This window comes from Candidatus Pelagibacter bacterium nBUS_49 (genome assembly GCF_051200925.1).
GTDB lineage: Bacteria > Pseudomonadota > Alphaproteobacteria > Pelagibacterales > Pelagibacteraceae > Pelagibacter.
This window is the reverse complement of sequence record NZ_CP172837.1, coordinates 300,056-321,986: the sequence shown is the minus strand read 5'-3', so window position 1 is coordinate 321,986 and position 21,931 is coordinate 300,056. Positions and strand designations below refer to the sequence as shown.

Genomic DNA, 21,931 nt, shown 5'->3' with positions numbered 1-21,931 from the left:
AACTATCCTTTCTTTATGATTTTGCAAATAGATTTGTAAGCTCGTAAACAATTGTTGCAGCTGCAAGTGAGGTTACTTCAGCATGATCATATGCGGGTGAAACTTCGACTACATCAGCAGAAACTAAATTTAATCCTGAAAGTCCTCTTAAGACATTTACCATTTCTCTTGTGGTCATTCCTGCAATCTCTGGTGTCCCTGTACCTGGGGCAAAAGCAGGATCCAATACATCAATATCGATTGATAAATATAAAGGATTATCACCTACTCTTTTTTTAATTCTTTCTGCAATTTTATCCGTTCCCTCTGTTTGAAATTCATCACAGTGAATTATTTTAAACCCAAAACTTTCATCATTTTTAATATCATCTCTACTATAAAGTGGACCTCTAATACCAACATGCATTGAAGCATCATCTAAAAATAAACCCTCTTCTCTAGCTCTTCTAAATGGAGTTCCATGTGTATAAGGGGCACCAAAATATGTGTCCCAAGTATCTAAATGTGCATCAAAATGAACTAATGAAACTGGTCCATTACACTTTTTATTTATTGCTCTAAGTAGTGGAACAGCGATGGTGTGATCACCGCCTAAACTAATTATACCACCTACTTTATTTAATAGATCTGTTGCTCCAACTTCAATTTGTTTTATGGCTTCATCAATACTAAATGGGTTACAGGTAATATCACCTGCATCTGCTACTTGTTGAACTTTAAAAGGTTCAACATCATAACTTGGATGATAGTTAGTTCTTAAATGTCTTGAAGCTTGTCGAATACTTTGAGGGCCAAATCTTGCACCTGGTCTATAACTTGTGCCTGCATCAAATGGCACTCCTACAATTGCAACATCACAACTTTCAACATCTCTTAACTCTGGTAGTCTTGCAAATGTTGATGGACCTGCAAATCTTGGAACTTTTGTTCCACTAACAGGTTGAATTGGATTTTTATTACGTTCTTTTTTCATTTATAAACAAAATGTACCACATTCTTTTTAAATCGAATATCATCTAAATTATGTATATAAGGATTTTTAAGCTAGTTTTAATATCAATTTTTTTAATAACACCTGCAAATTCTAATTCCATTTATAATCTGATCAAAATCCCTAATTTAGAAATCTATGAATTAAAAACCCCTAATAAGCTTAAATATTTTTATGCAACCAAACCCTTTAGACTTGGTGTTCAAAAGAATATAGCCTGCAGCAACTCAGATAAGAAGACGTATGATGAAAAATACAAAATAATATCTAACAATTTAAAAAGGTACTCAAAAGAATTTTTAAGAAAGATTAATCTAAAATATATTGTCATGTGTGAAAACCTATCTATTTCAGGAATAAACACAGCTGGAATTCCAGATCATGTAATGAAAACATTAATTATTGATTTAAAATTTAATAAAAAATATTTTGAAAGAGTAATCCACCATGAATTATTTCATATTATAAATGATGGTTTTAAAGACTTATTTAATGAGGATGAATGGAAAAAATTTAATGAGCCAAATTTTGAATATGCAGAGTGTTCTACTTGCTCAAAAAAATTAGGACTTGATTCTTATGAAAATACTAATGGTTTTTTCACTGAATATTCAATGACAATTCCATCCGAAGATATGGCTGAAGTATATTCTCATTTAATAACTGGGAATTTTAAAATTTTAGATGATAAAATTTTGAATAAAAAAATTCAATTTATTAGAGATAAATTAAAAGAAATTGATAATACTTTTGTATTTTAAATGATTAAAAAAGTTAAAGCTTCATTACATGAAAAATTAATTTTTATTTTTTTAATAGTACTTGGAATTTTTGCTTTAGGTTTTACTGTTGTTATAAAAAATAAGTGTTTATTTTTAAAAAATTTTGATCCACAGAAAATTAATTTTGAAAAGCCGAAAAATGTTGTTGTTCTTAATGCTGAATGTGGAAATGTTATCATTGAACTATATCCTGAAATATCACCAAATGGAGTTGAGAGATTTAAAAAATTAATTAATTTAAAAGCATACGACAATGTTGCTTTTCACAGAGTAATTAAAGATAAGCTGGTTCAAGCCGGAGATCTTGAGTTTGGTAAAAAAAATCAGTTAGATTATGGAAAAATTGGAACTGGAAAATCAGGTTTTGGAAATATTAAATCAGAGATTGATGCTGAGTTTAATTTTAAAAGAGGTTCAGTTGGTTTAGCGAGAACCTTAAAATATGATACTGAAGATAGTCAGTTTTTTATTATTCTTGATGATGAACCATTATTTGAAGGCGAATATACTCCTATAGGAAAAGTGATTTATGGCATTAAAATATTAGAAAAAATTAGATATTCTCATAGATCTGAATATGTCCTTAGGCCTGATTTTATAAATACGGTTAGGATGTTTAAGTAAAAATTAATTTACTAATGGCTTACCTGTTGCAAGTGTGTGCTTAATTCTATCTTGAGTTTCTTTAGTCTCAATTAGTCTCATAAAAGCATCTAGCTCTAACTTATAAAAGTCATCTTCTGATAATGTTTTGTCAATTGAAGTATCACCCCCACTCAACACATGCGCCAGTTCTTGAGCCACTTTTAAACCATGATCAAGGATAACTTTGTCATTATATAATTTCTCTAAAATTTTATTCATTTCAGGAAGGACTGTCTTTCCTGGAAGATTAAATTTTACCTCTGATGGTGCTTTGAAATCTTTATTATTGTTCAAAATTTCTAATGAAACCTCCAATAAGCTATTTCTATTCATAATTTTTTTATCTTCAGGTTTTAAATACTTCATGGGTTCTGCTTCGACTGGTGAAGTAGCAGTTTTACCATACCCAATTATATCAAATACTTTAAGGGACGCATAATTTGGGTCTTTTTTAGCTTCCTCTGTCTCAAGCCATCTTGCTAGCATTTCTTTGCATCCACCACCTGCTGGAATTAAGCCAACAATAGTCTCTACCAAACCAACAACAATATTTGTATGTGAGGCTACAAAATTACTTTGAACCATTACCTCAAATCCTCCACCAAGTGTTAAGCCTGAAGGTGCTGAAATTACTGGGTGTTCAGAATATTTTAAGTGCTTACATGTTTCTTGAAAATATTTAATAAATTTTTCGATTGATTTAAAATCACCTTTGTTTGCAAAATCCATCGTATAGGTTAAATTCACTCCAGCAGAAAATTGCATACTCTCATTGATAATAATTAAAGGTTTGTCCGTTGCCTTTTTAAGTGCATCCATTGAATCATAATCGAGTGCGTTAGCTTTGGTTGTAAACTCAACTATATTATAATCGTTAAATCTATAAACTTGTGCTGAACTATTACCATCAATACTAATTGCTTTTTTCTTAACTTTTCCTAATGTTTCGATCTCAGTATATTTTTGTCTGGAACCATAAAAATCTTGGTTTTTACTTTTAGATAAATTTTCTAAGAACTCATTTCCATCAAACTCATCAATTTTATTAAAAAAGTTTTCAACACCAATTTCTTCCAACATTTCAAATGGACCTTTTGCCCAGTTAAAGCCTAATCTCATTGCTTCATCTATGTCGTTAAAATCTTTAGTAATTCCTGGAACTAATGAAGATGAATATTTTATAATTTTAGAAATAACAGACCAAGCGTACTCACCAAATTTATCCTCTCTTGAAATTAAAGATTTCAAATCTACTTTATCTGAACCCACATTAATTTTTTGACTTATGGAATACTCACCAGTTTCAAGATTAATTGCTTCCATAACCTTGGTTGCACCAGTTTTATTCATTCGGTAAAAACCACCCTTACCTTTTCGTCCTGTATAACCTGTTTCAATTAATTTTTTAACTAAAGGGATTTCTCTAGCAACTTCTTGAAAAGGATCATTTTCTGATAATTCTTTAATAAAACTTTTAAGAACATCTGCCATCAAATCAATTCCGATTAAATCATAAAGGCCAAAAACTCCAGTTTTTGGAATACCCATTGGTCTTCCAAATATTGCGTCTGCTTCTTCGATACTAAGTTTCATTTTAAAAGCTTCGGTCATTGCAACTTGCATTGCAAAAACACCAATTCTGTTACCAAGAAATCCTGGAGTATCGTTACAAACAATAGCTCCTTTTCCTAATTCTACTTCACAAAACTTTTTAAGAGAATTAATTTTATCCAAATCATTATTCTCATTTTTAACAATCTCTAATAACCCCATATATCTGACAGGATTAAAAAAGTGAGTAATACAAAAATCTTTTTTTTCTAACGAAGTTAATTTTTCAGATAAAACTTTAATAGGGATAGATGATGTATTGGATGAAACGATTGCTCCTTCTTTTCTATTTTTGAAAATTTTTTCGTAAATATTGTGCTTGATATCAATTCTCTCAACAACTGCTTCAACTACCCAATCTGCCTCTTTAACCACATCAAAATTGTTACTAATATTTCCTACTTTAATATTATTAATTTGAGTTTTATCTAATAATAACGGTGGTTTTGATTTAAATATTCTATCTCTCGCTTTTTCAGAAATTTCAGTAGTAAGATCTAATAATGTAACTGGCACATTTGCATTACATAAGTGGGCTGAAATTCCACTACCCATAGTTCCTGATCCAATTACTACAACTTTTTTGATATCCATAATTTAATTTTGAAAAGAAATTTATATTGAAAAAATATAATTAAGTAAATTAATTATCTATTAATTCCTCTTAGTCTTTCAGATCTTCTTCTTAAAAGTTCAGCACTAACCAAGATTAAAGTAGACATTATAATTAAACAAGTTGCTACAGCCATAATAGTTGGACTTAATTGTTCTCTTAATCCTACCCACATTTGAATTGGGATAGTGGTATTCTCTAATCCAGCCAAAAATAATACAACTACAACTTCATCAAATGAAGTCACAAATGCAAATAACGCACCTGAGATAACTCCTGGCATAATTAATGGTAGTGTAATTTTCATAAATGTGTTTACTGGATTGCTTCCTAAGCTTGCAGCAGCACGTGTTACACTATGATCAAAACCAGTTAGTGTTGCAGTAACAGTAATTACTACAAAGGGTGTTCCTAAAATTATATGAGATAATACAATTCCTGTATGAGTTGCTGCCAAACCAACTTTTGCCATAAAGAAAAATATTGCTGTACCTGAAATAATTAATGGAACAATCATTGGTGAAATTAATAACGCCATGAATGCAGCCTTATACGGCATATATCTACTACTTAATCCTAATGCTGCAACAGTTCCAAGCACTGTTGATCCTATTGTTGCAAAGAAAGCAATGATTAAACTATTTTTAGTAGCGAGTCCCCATGGATTTTTAGTTCCATAAATCATATCTTCATACCATCTCAAAGAAAAACCTTCTGGATCTAATGCTAACATTTTTGCAGAAAAGTGAATGTATTGTTCAGCATTAAATGAAAGTGGTAAAATTACAAACAAAGGTGCTATCAAAAAGAAAAAGACCAAACCACAAAAGAACAGGTATGTGTAATGCCAAATCCTATAGTTTAATGGTGTATGAGTTGGTAATGCCATAATAATTTAACCTAATTTAATATTGTCTATTCCTACAAGTTTATTATAAATCCAATAAATAGTTAGAACTCCAACTAACAACATAGTTCCAAGAGCAGATGCAAACGCCCAGTCTAATGAACTCTTCATGTGATAGGCAATTGTATTACTAATTAAAGATCCACTAGCCCCACCTACTAATGCAGGTGTAATGTAATATCCTATAGCTAAAATAAAAACTAATAAACATCCAGCACCAATTCCTGGAATTGTTAATGGAAAGTAAATTTTAACAAATGATACAAGTGGTGTTCCACCTAAAGACTTTCCAGCTCTCATCAAGCTAGGTGATATAGTTTTCATAACACTATAAAGAGGTAAAACCATAAATGGTAAAAGTATTTGTGTCATTGCAACAAAAGTTCCTATTACATTATACATCAGTTCTGGCCTGTTATCATCGGCGGCTAAACCAATCCAAACAATTAAATCATTTATGGGTCCCTGTTGCTGAAGTAAAACCATCCAACTAGAAGTTCTAACTAACAATGAGGTCCAAAAAGGAAGTAAGACACAAATCATAAGCAAATTACTGTATTTCATAGGTAGTGTTGCTAATAAATGTGAGATTGGGTATGCAAGAATAAAGCAGAATATAGTAACCCAGAAAGCTACATTTAACGTTCTTAGCCATAACGTTTTGTGTATTCTTCTATCTTCTGGAACTTGAATTATATTTCTATCTTGATCAAATTTTCTATCTATACCTTTTAAATATTTGGCATAAGACCAATTTGGAGCTGTATTTTTCAAAGCTACTAAATATTCACTTTGACCCCACCTTTTATGAACTTTGATAAATTGTTCTTTATAATTACCCTCTTCGAATTTATTAATTTTTCTAACTGTTTTTTTTATTAGGCTACTAAAACCACCTTTTTCATAATTTAATCTTGCTATAATTTTTCCATAAGTTTTATTCTTTTTTAAATAAGATAAATCTTCGTAAATACCTTTGTAAACTGGCTCATCTGGTAAATCTTGGCCATCCCATTTTTCCATCGCAGCGAATGTTTTAGGAAGCATTTTAGTGATCATTCGATCATCAACACTTCTAAAAAGCATGTCTCCAATTGGAAATATATAAATTATTAAAATAAATAAAAATAATGGAGCAACTAGCGCAACAGCTTTAAGTTTATTTTTTCGTTCAGCTTTTTTTAAGCTAACTTCTAAAGGTAATCCATCAGATGATAATATTTGTTCTTTGCTCATAATAAAAAAGGGCAGTTATAAATAACTGCCCCTTTAATATAGTATAAAAAACTATTCTATAAAACTAAATTATAGACCAGCTTTCATAGCTTCCCATTTTTCACCAATTTCGTCTTGGTTATCTGCCCAAAACTCAGGGTTCATAAGGATGTATCTTTTTGTGTTAGCAGGTGCTGTTGGCATATGTGGTACCATATTTGTCTTACCATCTTTAAACCAAGGCTCTCCAGCTTCCATAACTGCGATTGAAGATTTTCTCCAAGGCGCGTATGCAATGTACTTAGCACTTCCAGCTAAACCTTCTGAGCTAGTCATTTCTCTAAGTACTTTCATAGCTGAACCGTCAGCATAACCTGGACCGTCTTTAACTAATGCAAAGTATTCATAGTCAAGAATTTGTCCATCCCATACTTGTACAAGTGGAGTTCCTTCCATTTGCGCATTAAAGAATCTACCATTCCAACCAGTAGCCATTACTACTTCACCATTAGCAAGTAGTTCTGGTGGTTGAGCTCCAGCATTCCAGAATACACATCCGCCATTTGGATCTTCACATAAAGCTTTAAGTTTGTTCATAGCTCTATCAATTCCACCATCAGCATCAAGTTTTCTGTAAGTTAAGTCAGAACCTTTACCAGGGTTTACGCCGTCTGCAGTGATAGCAATTTCTAAGTTAGACATTGCACCTTTGTAAAGAGCTCTCTTACCAGGGAACTTTTTAGTGTTAAAAAAGTCTTTCAATGTGCTTGGTTTTTTATCACCAATTGTTGCATCATTGTAAGCGTAGTTCCAAGAGTACAGAATGTTTCCAACTGCACATTTTGAAGGCATGCTTGTAAAGAAGTCTTGACTTGCAGGTGTTCCATCTGGAGCAGGTGCAAAGTCTTTGTCAAAATCGAATTCATGGAAAATACCTTCGTCACATCCAACGATAGTATCTTTAGCGTACACATCGATAATGTCCCAAGTTATTTTTCCAGCTTCTTTTTGAGCTTTAATTTCTGATAATCCACCAGTGTAGTCTACCCAGTTTACAGGTATTCCAAGTTTCGCTGCTGTAGGATCACCGTAACCCAATTTTTGTGACTCTGTGTAAGCTCCACCCCAAGACACTACAGTAACTGCAAATGCTGAAGTTGTTACAGAAAGTACAAAAGAAAGAGCAAGTAATAATTTACTTATTTTTTTCATTTATTCTCCTAGTTTAACGTTAACGTTTTTATTTTATAAAGTGTTACTAAAACAATATAGAATAGCTTAGTCAACAGCTGATTAAGGTTAATTTGTCTTACTTTTATTATGAATAATTTTTAAAGATTATTTGGGATCTAGAGCTCTACAATCAACACTATTCCAACCGATATTAATTTCTTTACCTTCTTTAATATCCATTCTGTTTGAACTATTAGGAACTTTTAAAATAAAATCTTTATTGCCTAATAAGTCTACTCTTAACCTTGTGTGATCACCGTGATATATTACTTCTTCAATCTTACCCTTGTGATTATTATCCATCTTAGTATCTGGATCAATCAATGCTCTTTCAGGTCTTAAAGATACTGTAGTTTTTTCTCCTTTTGATTTAGCAACAATAGGATTTGCTAAAATTTCAGTTCCTGAATTTAATTTCACTTTACATTTATCACCTGAAACATCTGATACTTCGCCTGCAAAGGTATTATTCTCTCCGATGAACTCTGCAACAAAAGAATTAACGGGTCTTTCATATAATTCATCCGGACTTGAAAGTTGCTGAACCTTTCCATCATTGAAAACTGCAATTCTGTTAGACATCGTCAAAGCTTCAGTTTGATCATGCGTAACATACACAACTGTTACACCAATACTTTCATGAATATGTTTAATTTCATACTGCATACTCTCTCTTAAATTTTTGTCCAGAGCGCCTAAAGGCTCATCCATTAAAACTAATTGGGGATCAAATACTAATGATCTTGCTACTGCTACCCTTTGTTGTTGTCCACCTGATAACTGCATTGGCATTCTAGCTTCAAAACCTTGAAGAGATACCATCGATAATGCTCTATCAACTTTTTTATCTGCCTCATCTTTTGGAATTTTTCTCACTCTTAATGGAAACGCTAAGTTTTCATAAACAGTCATATGAGGAAACAAAGCATAATTTTGAAATACCATTCCAATTCCTCTTTTATGAGGAGGGATATCTGAGATTACTTTATTATCTAAATAAATTTGTCCATTAGTTGGAGTTTCAAATCCAGCTAACATCATCAAGCATGTTGTTTTACCAGAACCAGAAGGTCCAAGCATTGTAACAAACTCACCTTCTGCAATGTCTAGATCTAAACCTTTAACAACAAGTTGTTTGCCGTCGTAACTTTTATCTACATTCTCGAATCTTACAAAGTGATCATTACCCATGCTACTTTAAAACATTTGTTAGATTGATAATCAAGTAATTTATTTAATATGTAATTCTTTGCTCATATTGCAAAATAATTCACTGCCAGTCTCTGTAACTCTAATAGCTTCTGATGCTTCAACACCCCAATCTCCAAATTGCATCACTGCAATCATGTGAAAACAAACATTAGGCTCTAATACTGTCATATCCCCTTTATATATATTAAGTGTGTGTTCGCCCCAGTCAGGTGGATAGCCAATCCCAATTGAATAACCAGTTCTTGATTTTTTATCGATACCATATTTGTCTAATATTTTCCAAAAAGCTTGAGCAACATCATCTGCCGTATTTCCAGGTTTTACAGCACTAATACCAGTTTCTAGAGCCTCTATAGTTTTTTTCATAGTGTCAATTTTTAGTTGATCAGGTTTACCTAGTAATACTGTTCTGGCCATAGGAGCATGATATCTTTTATAAACTCCAGATAATTCGATAATAGTTGCTTCTCCTTCTACAAATTTATCTTGTGTTGCAGTTAAATGTGAAGCTGAAGTTCCTTTTCCAGTTGGAAGTAAAGTTGCAATACTAGCATACTCACCCCCAAATTCTTCTGTTCCATAAAAAAGTGATTTTTGAATTTCGCCTACTGCATCACACTGTCGTACTCCTGGGTTTATAACATCTAATGCTGTTTTCATTGCTTTTTGAGAAATTAAAGCTGCAGATTTCATATATCCAATTTCAGCATCAGATTTTACTAATCTTGCCCAGTTAACAAGTCTATCGCTATCTATAACTTTGGCATTTGGTAAACCTTGCTTAATCTTTTCATGACAAAAAGCTGTGTAATAATGGGCATCCATTTCAACACCAATAGAAAGCTTATCCCACTTTCTATCTTTTATTATTTCAACTAGATAATCGTAAGGATGTTTTGGCCATGTGTGAATATAATTTTCATCATAAACAATAATATTTTCGTCTTTTAAATATGTTTTAATGTAAGCTCCACCTGAGTCTTGTGCTCTTACAAAGCATAATGGCTCCTCAGCATTAACGTGAACAATTGCACATTGAGCATAATAAAAGGACCAAGCATCATAACCAGTTAAATAATTTAAATTATTTGTATCATGTGAAATTAATAGTTCGATGCCTTTTTCTTGCATCATCTTTTGAACTTTTTTTAATCTTCGTTGATATTCTTCTTTTGTAAAATCCATATTCCTAATTCTTAAATAATTTTCCAAAACCTTCAATTGAATTTTTTTTTCCAATTGATTGCAATGTGTCCCAAATTAAAACTTGATTACTTGAAAGAACCACTTTGTTTAATTTTTTTTCAAGCTTATCAATGATGGAAAGCGCTGGTAAAGCTGTGCAAGAGATAAAGAGAGCATCTGCGTCTCCTAAATCCATCTTTGACAAAGTTTCATAAAGATAATCTTCATCTACTTTACCAATATCTAAATCACTTAAAATATCAAAATAAGCATTTGAAGAAACTTCAAAATTTTCACTTTTAAAATAGTCAATCACTTCATCGTTTAAAACTTTTGAATACGGAGTAAAGATAGCAATTTTTTTTAAATTCATTTTTTTTAATGCATTAATTGCTGCTGTACTTGGAGTAGTAACTTCAGCCTCAGGTTTTGCTAAATTAATTTTCTTTTTAATATTTTCATACCCAGCAGCAATAGTTCCTGAAGTGCATCCATAAACAACACAATCTAATTTTTCATTTGGCAAAATATCTTCTGATATCTCGGTGACTGTGCCTGACATTTTAATTAAATTTTCACTTGTCAAAGGAAAATAGCAATGAATTCTATTAACAAAAAAATCTATATTTTGATCTTTGATGACACTTATAAAGTCTTTTTCTATTCTAAAATCTGTTGCTAATGCAATTAATCCCACTCTTGGATTTGAAAGTTCAACATATTTTGGTTCAATTTTTACAGAGTGCATAATTTTTAAAACAAATATAACATTGGCAACTAAATATTCATCAAAATTAAGGAGACATTAATGAAGGTTGGTTTTATTGGCTTAGGTAATGTTGGAGGTAAGCTAGCAGGAAGTTTGTTAAGAAATAACTTTGATTTAACAGTTAGAGATTTGGATAAAAATCTTACTCAATCATTTAAAGATTTAGGAGCAAAAGTTTCAAATTCTGCAAAAGAACTTGCTGAACAAGTTGATTTAATTATCACTTGCTTACCCTCTACTAAAATTTGTGCTGAGGTAATGGAGGCAGAGGATGGTATTATTAGTGGATTGTCTGAGAATAAAATTTGGCTAGAGATGAGCACAACAGATGAAGCTGAGATTAAAAGAATTAGCAAAAAAATAATTGAAAAAAAAGCTATCCCTTTAGATGGGCCTGTCAGTGGAGGATGTCATAGAGCTGCAACTGGTAATATTGCAATATTTGTGGGTGGTGAAAGAAAAGCATTTGATAGAATTTTACCTGCATTAACAGTAATGGGTAGAAAAATTTTGCACACTGGTGAACTTGGTAGTGCAACAGTTTTAAAAGTTATTACTAACTATTTAGCTTCTGTTCATTTAATTGCTCTTGGTGAAGCATGGACGGTTGCTAAAAAATCAAATTTAGATCTTGCAAAAGCTTATAAAGGGATTGCAGTTTCATCAGGAAACTCTTTTGTTCATGAAACAGAAAGTCAGGTTATATTAAATGGTTCTTATAATATAAATTTTACTATGGATTTAGTTTTAAAGGATACAGGTTTATTTGATGACCTTGCAAAAAAATTAGGTGCTCCTTTAGAAATTTCTCCAAAAGTTGTAGAAATTTTTAAAGATGGTCAAAAAAAATATGGGTCAAGAGCTTGGTCTTCAATGATTGTTAAAAGAATGGAAGATTTTAATAATATAGATTTTAGAGCAAATGGATTTCCAGAAGAACTTACTGACAATGAGCCCGAAGAAAAAGGATATGAAATATAATTATTATGGTAAGTTAAAATAATATGTTAGATAAAAAAAAATTTTATATCAATGGCGAATGGGTAAACCCATATAAAAAAAATGATTGCGAAGTTATCAATCCTTGTAATGAGGATCCGTTTGCAATTATTTCTTTAGGTTCAAATAAAGATATTGATCTTGCAGTTGAAGCAGCAAAAACTGCTTTTGAAAGCTGGAAAGAAACTACCAAAGAACAACGAACAGAATATTTAGAAAAATTACTTTCAATTTATAAAAAAAGATCTGGAGAAATGGCAGAGGCTATTTCATTAGAGATGGGAGCACCTATGGATTGGTCTAGAGATGTTCAAACTGCATCAGGTCAAACTCACTTAGAAGATTTTATATTAAGATTAAAAGAATTTAAGTTTGATGAACACTTTGATGAAAAATCAAACAATCATATTTACTATGAGCCTATTGGAGTATGTGGATTAATTACTCCATGGAACTGGCCTATCAATCAAATAGCTCTTAAAGTGATACCTGCATTTGCTACTGGCTGCACTATGATTTTAAAACCTTCAGAAATCTCTCCAATATCAGGCATGTTGTTTGCTGAAATGATTGATGAAGCAGGCTTTCCAAAAGGTGTATTTAACTTAGTTAATGGAGATGGAGTTGGTGTTGGATCACATATTTCTAGTCATCCTGATATTGATATGGTTTCATTTACAGGCTCCACAAGGGCTGGAAGATTAATTTCAAAAAATGCAGCAGATACAATTAAAAGAGTATGTCTTGAGCTAGGTGGCAAAGGAGGAAATATTGTTTTTGCTGATAGCTATAAAGATGCAGTAAGAGATGGAATTCGAAATGTGATGAGTAACTCTGGTCAATCTTGTGATGCTCCAACAAGAATGTTGGTTGAAAAATCAATTTATGAAAGAGCTGTTGAAGATGCTGTGGATGAGGCAAATAAAATTCAAGTGGATCAAGCCTCTAAAAAGGGAGATCACATAGGTCCTGTAATTTCAAAAACCCAATATGATAAAATTATAAGTTTAATTGAAAGTGGAATTTCAGAGGGAGCAACATTAGCTGCTGGCGGACCTGAGTTACCTAATGGTTTGAATAAAGGTTATTTTATAAAACCCACAATATTTACTAACGTTACAAATGAAATGAGAATAGCTAAAGAAGAAATCTTTGGTCCAGTATTATCAATTATTCCATTTAATACGGAAGAAGAGGCTATAAATATTGTTAATGATACATCTTATGGTTTAGGAAACTACTTACAAACTGAAGACAAAGTAAAAGCTCACCGAGTTGCACAAAAATTAAGATCAGGATGTGTGTATATCAATGGTAACGCAGCAGATGCTGGAACTCCATTTGGTGGATATAGACAATCTGGAAATGGTCGTGAAGGTGGAGTATGGGGTCTTGAAGAGTATCTTGAAATAAAAACGATAACAGGCTGGAAATAATTCATGATCGGCTTTGTTATGGTTGGAACTAACAATCTTGATAAAGCAATTAGATTTTACGACATACTGCTTAATACAATTGAAATACAAAGAGTTGTAACAAATGAAAAATATGCAGGTTTTGCATCCAAAGAAAAACCTGCTGAAGTTGAATTCTATGTCACTAATCCAGTCAATAATGAAAAAGCAAATTTTGGAAATGGGACCCAAATATCTTTTTTAGTTAACTCAAAAGATTTAGTGAATAATTTTTATAATACTGGAATAAAACTGGGTGGAAAAGATGAAGGAGCGCCTGGAATTAGATCAGGAGATTATTATTGTTATTTTCGAGATCTTGATGGAAATAAAATTTGTGCATTTACTAAAATATCTGATTAATATTTTTAAATTCAAGCATATCTTCAAAAGTACACATTTCAGGTTTTGTAAGAGTAATCTTTGGAAATTTTTTACTAAAGTCGAAAGATAATTTTTTATTAAATTCAATTAAACTTTTTATTTCATTTTTATTAAGTTTTCTCAAAATATAAGCCAAAGTAATATGAAAAGTATATCTTTGATGATTTTCAAATTTAATTTTTAAAAGACTGCTTAATTCATCTCTACAATTTCTTAAAATTTTTTCATCTTTTTCAGAAAATGGTTCTAAAACAATACTGTAACCCCCAAAAAACATTTTAAGTTTAAGATTCAATTCCTCTGGAAAAATATAATTCTGAATTCTTTTGTTTAATTCAATAGCTATATTTTTATAATCCATATCAGGATCTATATCTATTGGCCAATATTTGGTGTTTTTTGTATTTAAATTACAGCAATCAAATAACGTCATATGAAAACTAGATGAAGGTAAATAAAAATAAGTTTTGTTAGGATTAAATTTTTCTATATTTTTTTGAAAACTGATTATCTGGTCAGATAAATGGGTATTGAGAGGAATGTTGCAAATTATTGTACATCCTGGATGTGGTAAAGGATTTCCTTTGTCATCAAATTTATTTTCCCCATCTTTTAAAGTGTATCCTTCAAGTTTTCCTGCTAAAAATTTTTCTTCATCATTAATTATGTTTGAATCCATTAAAGTAAATTAGAACCAGTTTATATTTTCCTTCTCGCAAACTTCTTTTAGCCTTAATGGATAATCTGTCATGATACCATCAACACCATACTCAACCATTTTTAACATGTCGTACTCTTTATTTACTGTCCATACATTTACTGGCAAATCTTCTTGATGAGAAATGTCTACTAGTTTTTTTGTAATGTCTTTATGGTATGGATGCCATGCTTCTCCACCTTGTGATTTTATAATTTTTGGCAGTTCATGATTTTCGAAAAATGGCAAGTAACTTATCCATGGAGATCTATCATAGATAGTATTTTTAATTTTTACTCCTGCCTTTTGTTGATAGGTTAAATAAGCTCTAGAAATTTCAGGGTAATGATTTTTAATTTCAGTCAATGTTCTCCAATCAAATGACGAAACGATTATCTTATTTTTTAAATTTGATTTATTTATCTCTTTAACAACTAATTTTATCGTATCCTCTGGATCTGGTGTCAGATTTTCTTCATCAGGTGTAGATTTAATTTCTAAATTTATTAATAAGTTTTCTGATATATTTTTTGAAGATAGGTCCAATAATTCAGACAGTTTAGGAATTTTTTGGTTTTCTAAACTTCTTTGATTAACAAATCTTCTTCCATATCGTGTTAACTTGTTAAGTGAACCAACATCAAATTTTAAAATTTCTTCATAAGTTAAATCAAAAATTTTAATATTTTCATCCTTTATCCAACTTCCATCTTCATCTTTGGTAAAACTAGGGTCTAATCTAAAATCATGGGTAATAACGGGTGTAAGATCTTTAGTAATTAAAATATCTGTTTCATAAGCATTAATATTATTATCAAATAAATATTTAAAACTCTCTAAAGTATTTTCAGGAAGATCCCCTCTGGCTCCTCGGTGACCATAAATTTTAATATGGTTTGGTTTAGATAAAATCAAATTTAATTAACTCGTTTACCGCTACTTTTATCAAAAATAAAATAGTTTCCATTATCAATATTAAGACTGAGATTGCTACCTTTTTTGATTGTTAGATTGCCTGGGCATCTATAGCAAAAATCTTTTTTATCTTTTAATTGACCATAGACAAGATTATCTGAACCTAACTGTTCAACCATATCTACACTTAAATTTATTAATCCATTATCTGATTGTGATAAATGTTCAGGTCTTATCCCAAGTATAATATCCCCGTTATAATCACTTTTTATATTTTTAATTTCAAAACCTTCAGCAGATAATGTGTTATTTTTTAATTCACCTTCCATAAAATTCATTTGAGGAGATCCTATAAATCCAGCAACAAATAAAGATTTTGGGTTATTATAAATTTCAATTGGAGTTGCAAGTTGCTCTATTATTCCATTATTAATAACAGCCAACTTATCAGCTAGCGTCATGGCTTCAGTTTGATCATGAGTAACAAATATACTTGTTACTCCTACTTTTTGTTGAAGTTTTTTAATCTCAAGTCTCATTTGAATTCTTAATTTTGCATCAAGGTTTGACAAAGGCTCATCAAATAAAAATATTTTTGGATTTCTTACAATAGCTCTTCCCATCGCAACTCTTTGTCTTTGACCACCTGATAGCATTGATGGTTTTCTCTCCAAATAATCTGAAATTTGTAAAAGTTTTGCTGCATCGTTAACTTTTTGTTCAATATCTTTCTTATCAATCCCTCTATTCTTCAATCCATAAGCTAAGTTGTTGTAAACATTCATATGTGGGTACAAAGCATAATTTTGAAATACCATTGCAATATCTCTTTCAGATGGGTCAACCTCGTTTATCAAATTTCCATCGAGCGTAATTTCTCCCTCCGTAATTTCCTCTAAACCAGCTACCATTCTTAGTAAAGTAGATTTACCACATCCGCTAGGACCAACAAAAACCATAAATTCTCCGTCTTCAATACTTAGCGAAGTTTCATGGACTGCTTTAGTTCCATTAGGATAAATTTTAGTTACATTTTTTAATTCTAAAAAACTCATTTATTTTTCCGTTTGAATTAATCCTTTTATGAACCATTTTTGTAAAATTACTACCACTAAAACCGGAGGTAACATTGATAAGATAATATACGCAAATCTCTCTGCTGTTCTTGGTAGAGCAACACCTTCATAACTCTCTGTAAATATAATCTTCATTCCCATTACAACTGTCCAATATTTTTCGCTAGTCGTCATAATTAATGGCCATAAATATTGACTATATCCATAAACAAACATAAATATAAACATAGCTGCAATCATGGTTTTGGATAATGGAACCAAGAAATCTATGAAAAATCTCCAACTATTCGCACCATCTAATTTTGCTGATTCAAGCAATTCATCTGGGATAGTTCTATAAAATTGCCTAAAGAAAAAAGTTGCAGTTGCAGATGCGACCAGTGGAAGAATTAAACCTGTATAAGAATTGGTTAGGCCTAAATCTGATACAATTTTATAAGTAGGAAAAATTCTCACTTCTAAAGGTACGAGCAAAGTAATAAAGATTAACCAAAAAATAGGTACAGCTAATTTAAACCTATAATAAACTAGAGCGTAGGCTGACATTGCTGAAATAGTCACCTTAAGAGTTGCTATCCCTAATGCCATTATAAAACTATTAATGAACATTTTTGCTGCAGTAACTTCCTCTGACCAACCACCCTTTTCATTTAAAACCTCATTGTAATTTTTTGAAAAATGTTCACCAATATTAAATTGCATACCTTCTGTTAATATAGTTACTGTATCGTGAGTCGAGCTAGCAAAAGATATCCAAATTGGAACAACCATCAATAACACACCTAGTAGCAGAATAATGTGAGCTGAAATTTGAAGTGGTTTAATTTTCATTTATCTTGAAATACTCCCTTAATAAAATGTTTTTGTAAAATAATTATAATTACAATTGGTGGAACCATAGACATAATTACAAAAGCAAAACGATGTACGATTGATCCTGACATCATTTTTAATCCCATAACTACTGTCCAATACTGTTCTGAGGATGTAACTAATAGTGGCCATAGATATTGATTATAACCAAAGACAAACATAAAAATAAACATAGCAACAATCATTGTTCTTGATAATGGAACTAAAAAATCAATAAAAAATCTCCAAGTACTTGCACCATCTAATTTTGCTGACTCAAGTAATTCATCCGGAACTGTTCTATAAAATTGTCTAAAAAATAAAGTTGCTATAGCTGAAGCTGAAATAGGAACAATTAATCCAAAATAAGAATTTACCAGATTAAGTTTAGCCATAACTGAATAAGTGGGAAAAATTCTTAACTCCAGAGGGACCAAAATAGTAATAAAAATTAACCAGAATAAAAATGTTGCATATTTAGTTCTATAATAGACTAAAGCGTATGCGGCCATAAGAGAGGTAACAACTGATAACATGGCTACTCCTGTTGCCATTATAAAGCTATTAAGAAACATTTTTAAAGCAGTTATTTCTTTAAAGAAACCTCCTTTATACAACAAAACCCTTAAGTAATTTTCTTGAAAGCTATCGCCTAAAAAAAACTGAAGTCCGTGTGTATTAATAAAAGAACTTGTGTGGGTTGAACTAGCAAAAATCATCCATACAGGAATTACCATAATTGATATTCCGATGAATAAAATTATATGTGATAAGTTTGATGTGAATAATCTAGTCATTAATTGTAATGTATCTTTCCTTCAATATACCTAAATTGAAAAATCGTAATAAATAAAACAATTAACATCATCATTATTGATTGAGCACCAGCACTTCCTAAATCTAGTCCCCTAAATCCATCCATGTAAGCTTTATAAACTAAAGTTCTGGTTTCCCCAGATGGAGCTCCTATTGTTGTAGTATCAATAATTCCAAATGTATCAAAAAAAGCATAAGTAATATTAATTATAATTAAAAAAAATGTAGTGGGCATCAACAAAGGAAATGTAATTGTCCAAAACCTTCTAAAACTACTTTTGCAATCAATCATTGACGCTTCAATTACAGATACTTGAATAGCTTGAAGGCCAGCTAAGAAAAAAATAAAATTAGCACTGATTTGTTTCCAAGAGCCAGCTACAATTACGTAAATATAAGCATCATAGACACTTTCATACCAGTTGAAACCCCACATATCATTGAACAAATGATAGAGAAGTCCAAATCTTTCACTAAAAAAATAATTTGCCATAACACCCACTACAGCTGGTGCAATTGCATAAGGCCAAATTAAAAGAGTTTTGTAAGCACTTTTACCATGAATTACTTTATTAGCTTGAACAGCAAGCAACAATCCAATTGCCCCTGTTATAAGTGTGATAACAAAGCTATAAATAATAGTAAACTTAAAAGCTGTTAGATAGGCCGGGTCATCAAAAATAAATAAAAAATTATCAATACCTGCAAACTGGGTACTGATTCCAAATGCATCTTGAATAGTAAATGCATCTCTAAAAGTTTGTATTATTGGCCAATATAAAAATATTAATAAAATTCCTAGCTGAGGCGCTAAGAAAAGATATTGAGAATAATTAGATTTAAATTGAACTTTTTTCATACATATAAAAATGAGGAGGATACTTTAATATCCTCCTCATTAATATTATTTTTTAAAGAGTTTTTGCAAATTGTTTTAACAATTTCGCTGCGCCCTTGTCCATGTTCTTAAGACCTTTTTCAATAGAGATCTTACCGTTTAACATTGGCTCAACATTTTCATAAATTACTTCACGAATTTGTGGCCAGTTACCAGCTCTATATCCACCAGGAATAGTCGAACCTTCTAAGCTTAATTGTTCACCAACAGCTTTATGGTAAGGAGAAGTTCTATAAAAGTTAATAGTCTCAGCTAACTCTATACCACCTTTAGTCACTGCAGAATAACCAGTCATGTTGTGGTAATACAGATCCATTTCTGGAGAACCCATAAATTCAATGAACTTAGCAAGTCCTTTATATTCTTCTTCTGTATGACCATCTAAGATCCAGTTAGCAGCACCACCAATAAATGTTGGGTACTCTTTCCCTTTAGTAACAGAATCCCAATAAGGAATATGATTTACTGAGAAGTTAGGTACAACACCTTTCATTCCACCAAATGATGCGGCAGAACCAAACCAGAAAGCAGCTTCACCAGCTATAAAAGGAGCTTGGTTATCCCCCCATGCTCTTCCTTTGTAACCATATAAACCACTTTCATACCATTCTTTAACTTTTTTCCAGTGCATTACGAATGCATCTGTTTCGGCAAATAAAGTTTTTGTTGGAACAGCATCGTAACCATTGTTTCCATCAGTCATTAACAGGTTATGTCTTGAAAAGAAATTTTCTGTCCAAATCCAAGGAAAGTGACTTTGAACTAAAGGAATGTATCCAGCAGCTTTAATTTTAGGAGCCATAGCCTCAAATTCTTCATAAGTTTTTGGAACCGATTCAATTCCTACTTTTTTTAATATGTCCATGTTTGCATACATCAAACAAGTTGAACTATTAAAAGGAACACCAATCATTTTTCCATCAGAGTCAGCATAGAAATTTTTAATTCCTGGAATGTAGTTATCTGCGTCTACTTTAATTCCATATTTCTCAGCCATCTCTTCGAAACCAATCACAACACCATTTTTTACTTGTGCTACCATGATTGCAGCTCCAGCATCATAAACTTGTGAATAATGCGGTTGATCTCCAGCTCTAAAAGCCGCAATTGTTGCAGCCATGTTATCCTCATAACTTCCTTTACCTGTCGGAATGACAGTGTAATCGTTTTGAGAAGCATTAAATCTATTTGCAATTTCTATAATCACATCACCTAGAAAACCACTGTTTCCATACCACCAGTGAATTTCAGTTTTTGAGTAACTGTGAGATGTAAAAGAAAATGTAAATAGTATTGTTAAAATACTTAGTATCTTTTTCATTATTTTCCTCCGTTAATTAAATTTAATTAAATTATAAATTTATAAATGGAACATATAAAAAATATTAAAGTATTGTTACAAATAAATTAATTTTTTTTGGTGATGTTTAATAAAGTAAAAAAAATTTCTACTTCAGGTTTAAATTTGTTTTAGGTATTTTAGTCTTCCAATAATTTCATCTCGATCCATATAATAGCCTTGCAGATGTCTATGACCTGAATTTGGATCAAATTCAGTTCGACCATGAAGAAGTCTTCTATTGTTAAATGAGAATATATCACCTGGCTCTAATCTAAAATTAATTTGAAATTTAGCATCATGCAATAAATTACCAAAACGATGATGCGCTCTATAAACCGAGTCCATTATATCTGGATGACAGTCTAGTGCATCTAAAGTTGCTATACTGTATCGAATGTCATTATAATCTCCATCTTTGGTAAGTGAAACTGCGGTTCCATAAACACTTCTAACTGCTTCTTGAGTATAGTCTTTGTCCCTAAATTTTAATGGAGTATTTACCAAAATATCAAAAGTTTCTTTTTCATTTTTTTTTAAATATTCTGCCACAGCAAAAGCATCTACAGCTGATGAGTCTCCCCCTTTTGCAGAATTAACTAAACAATGTAAAAATTGATATCCTGGTGGATTTTCAAACCAAGGAAGATCCATATGATTTCTTAATGCATGAGCTGTATAGGCTGAATTATTTGGTTTTGGAATATTTATTACTTCAAATGGGGTTTTAAAAAAAGTTTCTCTAGTATGACTTATTCTATTTAGAACTTTAAAAGCTGAATTTTTTTCTACTGGTGCATTTTTAACAATTGCAATTCCTGTATAATGTAAAAGTTCTAGCCATTTAACTAGTCCACTCTCTGTATCTATTATTTCATCATGATCTATTTCAATTGATTTTAAATCATTTTGTAATGAATTATCCCAAAGCTTATAAGGAGATACATATTTAGTTTTATTTTTTAATGTATAACAATTTTCTCTAAGCCATGAAGGGTCATATGAACTTTTGTGGTCTCCTTCAGTCCATTCTATTTCTAAACTACCGTTTGCTCCAATATTATAATTTTTTGGATTAATGTTAGTTGAAACATTCAAAATATTAAACATTCTATGACGCGAGTCTTTGTCATGAGCGGTTGGACAGTTGTCTCTCAGCCATAAATAATTGAATTTACTTTCTTCGCCATCGTCCCAAATGACTTTAAGGTAATTAGAATTTTTCTCTAATTTAGAAATTGAACTCACTTTTAATCTTTACATAAAAGAGTATATATTTCAATTCAATTTATAGTTGTACTCTAAATTCAGCTCTTGTTTTTTAGTCTCATTCATTAT

The 21,931-nt window shown here is 31.2% G+C and carries 21 protein-coding genes; 5 read left to right on the top strand and 16 right to left on the bottom strand.

Going from position 1 to position 21,931, the window contains the following annotated elements; all coding sequences use genetic code 11:
* Positions 1-13: 13 nt before the first annotated feature.
* Complete coding sequence (gene speB, locus ACIJYF_RS01700) at positions 14-973, bottom strand: agmatinase (RefSeq protein ID WP_435117206.1); 960 nt, start codon at positions 971-973, stop codon at positions 14-16.
* 50 nt (positions 974-1,023) lie between these two features.
* Between speB and ACIJYF_RS01695 the strand changes: the two genes are divergently transcribed.
* Together ACIJYF_RS01695 and ACIJYF_RS01690 are read left to right on the top strand one after the other, a co-directional pair.
* The gene (locus ACIJYF_RS01695; RefSeq protein ID WP_435117204.1) at positions 1,024-1,752 is read left to right on the top strand and encodes a putative zinc-binding metallopeptidase; all 729 of its coding nucleotides are present in this window, start codon (positions 1,024-1,026) and stop codon (positions 1,750-1,752) included.
* Positions 1,753-2,397 (top strand): peptidylprolyl isomerase, encoded by a 645-nt coding sequence (locus ACIJYF_RS01690; protein WP_435117202.1) that lies wholly within the window; start codon positions 1,753-1,755, stop codon positions 2,395-2,397.
* Positions 2,398-2,400: 3 nt separating this feature from the next.
* Here the strand turns inward: ACIJYF_RS01690 and ACIJYF_RS01685 are convergent, their stop codons facing one another.
* The 7 genes from ACIJYF_RS01685 to ACIJYF_RS01655 all read right to left on the bottom strand — a co-directional run bounded on the left by ACIJYF_RS01685 (position 2,401) and on the right by ACIJYF_RS01655 (position 11,142).
* Positions 2,401-4,623 carry a 3-hydroxyacyl-CoA dehydrogenase NAD-binding domain-containing protein gene (locus ACIJYF_RS01685; RefSeq protein ID WP_435117200.1) on the bottom strand — a complete coding sequence of 741 codons (2,223 nt, stop codon included), beginning with the start codon at positions 4,621-4,623 and terminating at the stop codon, positions 2,401-2,403.
* Between the two features lie 53 nt (positions 4,624-4,676).
* A complete protein-coding gene (locus tag ACIJYF_RS01680; RefSeq protein ID WP_435117198.1) occupies positions 4,677-5,531 on the bottom strand; it encodes an ABC transporter permease in 855 nt (284 codons plus the stop codon).
* Positions 5,532-5,537: 6 nt separating this feature from the next.
* Positions 5,538-6,785: an ABC transporter permease gene (locus tag ACIJYF_RS01675; RefSeq protein WP_435117196.1), complete on the bottom strand. Its 1,248-nt coding sequence runs from the start codon at positions 6,783-6,785 to the stop codon at positions 5,538-5,540.
* A 69-nt stretch (positions 6,786-6,854) separates the two neighbouring features.
* Complete coding sequence (locus ACIJYF_RS01670; RefSeq protein WP_435117194.1) at positions 6,855-7,976, bottom strand: extracellular solute-binding protein; 1,122 nt, start codon at positions 7,974-7,976, stop codon at positions 6,855-6,857.
* 126 nt (positions 7,977-8,102) lie between these two features.
* Positions 8,103-9,188, bottom strand: a complete 1,086-nt coding sequence (locus ACIJYF_RS01665) for an ABC transporter ATP-binding protein (protein WP_435117192.1) — start codon at positions 9,186-9,188, stop codon at positions 8,103-8,105.
* A 39-nt stretch (positions 9,189-9,227) separates the two neighbouring features.
* Entirely contained in the window at positions 9,228-10,394 is a 1,167-nt protein-coding gene (locus tag ACIJYF_RS01660; protein WP_435117190.1) for a M24 family metallopeptidase, read from the bottom strand.
* Between the two features lie 4 nt (positions 10,395-10,398).
* Complete coding sequence (locus ACIJYF_RS01655; protein WP_435117188.1) at positions 10,399-11,142, bottom strand: maleate cis-trans isomerase family protein; 744 nt, start codon at positions 11,140-11,142, stop codon at positions 10,399-10,401.
* 60 nt (positions 11,143-11,202) lie between these two features.
* Here ACIJYF_RS01655 and ACIJYF_RS01650 point away from each other — a divergent pair, with 60 nt between their 5' ends.
* From ACIJYF_RS01650 to ACIJYF_RS01640, 3 genes are read left to right on the top strand one after another with little or no spacing between them, the layout of a single operon-like run.
* Positions 11,203-12,144: an NAD(P)-dependent oxidoreductase gene (locus ACIJYF_RS01650; protein WP_435117186.1), complete on the top strand. Its 942-nt coding sequence runs from the start codon at positions 11,203-11,205 to the stop codon at positions 12,142-12,144.
* A gap of 23 nt (positions 12,145-12,167) precedes the next feature.
* Positions 12,168-13,598, top strand: coding sequence for an aldehyde dehydrogenase family protein (locus ACIJYF_RS01645; RefSeq protein WP_435117183.1), 1,431 nt, complete (start codon positions 12,168-12,170; stop codon positions 13,596-13,598).
* Positions 13,599-13,601: 3 nt separating this feature from the next.
* On the top strand, positions 13,602-13,979 hold the full coding sequence (locus tag ACIJYF_RS01640) for a VOC family protein (RefSeq protein ID WP_435117181.1): 378 nt from the start codon (positions 13,602-13,604) through the stop codon (positions 13,977-13,979).
* Here ACIJYF_RS01640 and ACIJYF_RS01635 read toward each other — a convergent pair.
* The 8 genes from ACIJYF_RS01635 to ACIJYF_RS01600 all read right to left on the bottom strand — a co-directional run bounded on the left by ACIJYF_RS01635 (position 13,963) and on the right by ACIJYF_RS01600 (position 21,841).
* A complete protein-coding gene (locus ACIJYF_RS01635; protein WP_435117179.1) occupies positions 13,963-14,679 on the bottom strand; it encodes a DUF1868 domain-containing protein in 717 nt (238 codons plus the stop codon). The two genes, ACIJYF_RS01640 and ACIJYF_RS01635, sit on opposite strands and share 17 nt — an antisense overlap.
* 9 nt (positions 14,680-14,688) lie before the next feature.
* Positions 14,689-15,612, bottom strand: a complete 924-nt coding sequence (locus ACIJYF_RS01630) for a glycerophosphodiester phosphodiesterase family protein (protein ID WP_435117177.1) — start codon at positions 15,610-15,612, stop codon at positions 14,689-14,691.
* Positions 15,613-15,614: 2 nt separating this feature from the next.
* A complete protein-coding gene (locus ACIJYF_RS01625; protein WP_435117175.1) occupies positions 15,615-16,667 on the bottom strand; it encodes an ABC transporter ATP-binding protein in 1,053 nt (350 codons plus the stop codon).
* On the bottom strand, positions 16,668-17,513 hold the full coding sequence (locus tag ACIJYF_RS01620) for an ABC transporter permease subunit (protein WP_435117958.1): 846 nt from the start codon (positions 17,511-17,513) through the stop codon (positions 16,668-16,670).
* A 2-nt stretch (positions 17,514-17,515) separates the two neighbouring features.
* Positions 17,516-18,337, bottom strand: a complete 822-nt coding sequence (locus ACIJYF_RS01615) for a carbohydrate ABC transporter permease (protein WP_435117173.1) — start codon at positions 18,335-18,337, stop codon at positions 17,516-17,518.
* Positions 18,337-19,215, bottom strand: coding sequence for an ABC transporter permease subunit (locus ACIJYF_RS01610; protein WP_435117171.1), 879 nt, complete (start codon positions 19,213-19,215; stop codon positions 18,337-18,339). The genes ACIJYF_RS01615 and ACIJYF_RS01610 overlap by 1 nt, the downstream gene beginning before the upstream one ends.
* Positions 19,216-19,267: 52 nt before the next feature.
* Positions 19,268-20,575, bottom strand: coding sequence for an extracellular solute-binding protein (locus tag ACIJYF_RS01605; RefSeq protein ID WP_435117169.1), 1,308 nt, complete (start codon positions 20,573-20,575; stop codon positions 19,268-19,270).
* Between the two features lie 138 nt (positions 20,576-20,713).
* A complete protein-coding gene (locus ACIJYF_RS01600) occupies positions 20,714-21,841 on the bottom strand; it encodes a TauD/TfdA family dioxygenase (protein WP_435117167.1) in 1,128 nt (375 codons plus the stop codon).
* Positions 21,842-21,931 lie beyond the last annotated feature (90 nt).

Excerpts from the sequence above, each read along its gene's own strand:
- speB (WP_435117206.1), bottom strand. The coding sequence starts at position 973 with ATGAAAAAAGAACGTAATAAAAATCCAATTCAACCTGTTAGTGGAACA.
- ACIJYF_RS01695 (WP_435117204.1), top strand. The coding sequence starts at position 1,024 with ATGTATATAAGGATTTTTAAGCTAGTTTTAATATCAATTTTTTTAATA.
- ACIJYF_RS01690 (WP_435117202.1), top strand. The coding sequence starts at position 1,753 with ATGATTAAAAAAGTTAAAGCTTCATTACATGAAAAATTAATTTTTATT.
- ACIJYF_RS01685 (WP_435117200.1), bottom strand. The coding sequence starts at position 4,623 with ATGGATATCAAAAAAGTTGTAGTAATTGGATCAGGAACTATGGGTAGT.
- ACIJYF_RS01680 (WP_435117198.1), bottom strand. The coding sequence starts at position 5,531 with ATGGCATTACCAACTCATACACCATTAAACTATAGGATTTGGCATTAC.
- ACIJYF_RS01675 (WP_435117196.1), bottom strand. The coding sequence starts at position 6,785 with ATGAGCAAAGAACAAATATTATCATCTGATGGATTACCTTTAGAAGTT.
- ACIJYF_RS01670 (WP_435117194.1), bottom strand. The coding sequence starts at position 7,976 with ATGAAAAAAATAAGTAAATTATTACTTGCTCTTTCTTTTGTACTTTCT.
- ACIJYF_RS01665 (WP_435117192.1), bottom strand. The coding sequence starts at position 9,188 with ATGGGTAATGATCACTTTGTAAGATTCGAGAATGTAGATAAAAGTTAC.
- ACIJYF_RS01660 (WP_435117190.1), bottom strand. The coding sequence starts at position 10,394 with ATGGATTTTACAAAAGAAGAATATCAACGAAGATTAAAAAAAGTTCAA.
- ACIJYF_RS01655 (WP_435117188.1), bottom strand. The coding sequence starts at position 11,142 with ATGCACTCTGTAAAAATTGAACCAAAATATGTTGAACTTTCAAATCCA.
- ACIJYF_RS01650 (WP_435117186.1), top strand. The coding sequence starts at position 11,203 with ATGAAGGTTGGTTTTATTGGCTTAGGTAATGTTGGAGGTAAGCTAGCA.
- ACIJYF_RS01645 (WP_435117183.1), top strand. The coding sequence starts at position 12,168 with ATGTTAGATAAAAAAAAATTTTATATCAATGGCGAATGGGTAAACCCA.
- ACIJYF_RS01640 (WP_435117181.1), top strand. The coding sequence starts at position 13,602 with ATGATCGGCTTTGTTATGGTTGGAACTAACAATCTTGATAAAGCAATT.
- ACIJYF_RS01635 (WP_435117179.1), bottom strand. The coding sequence starts at position 14,679 with ATGGATTCAAACATAATTAATGATGAAGAAAAATTTTTAGCAGGAAAA.
- ACIJYF_RS01625 (WP_435117175.1), bottom strand. The coding sequence starts at position 16,667 with ATGAGTTTTTTAGAATTAAAAAATGTAACTAAAATTTATCCTAATGGA.
- ACIJYF_RS01615 (WP_435117173.1), bottom strand. The coding sequence starts at position 18,337 with ATGACTAGATTATTCACATCAAACTTATCACATATAATTTTATTCATC.
- ACIJYF_RS01610 (WP_435117171.1), bottom strand. The coding sequence starts at position 19,215 with ATGAAAAAAGTTCAATTTAAATCTAATTATTCTCAATATCTTTTCTTA.
- ACIJYF_RS01605 (WP_435117169.1), bottom strand. The coding sequence starts at position 20,575 with ATGAAAAAGATACTAAGTATTTTAACAATACTATTTACATTTTCTTTT.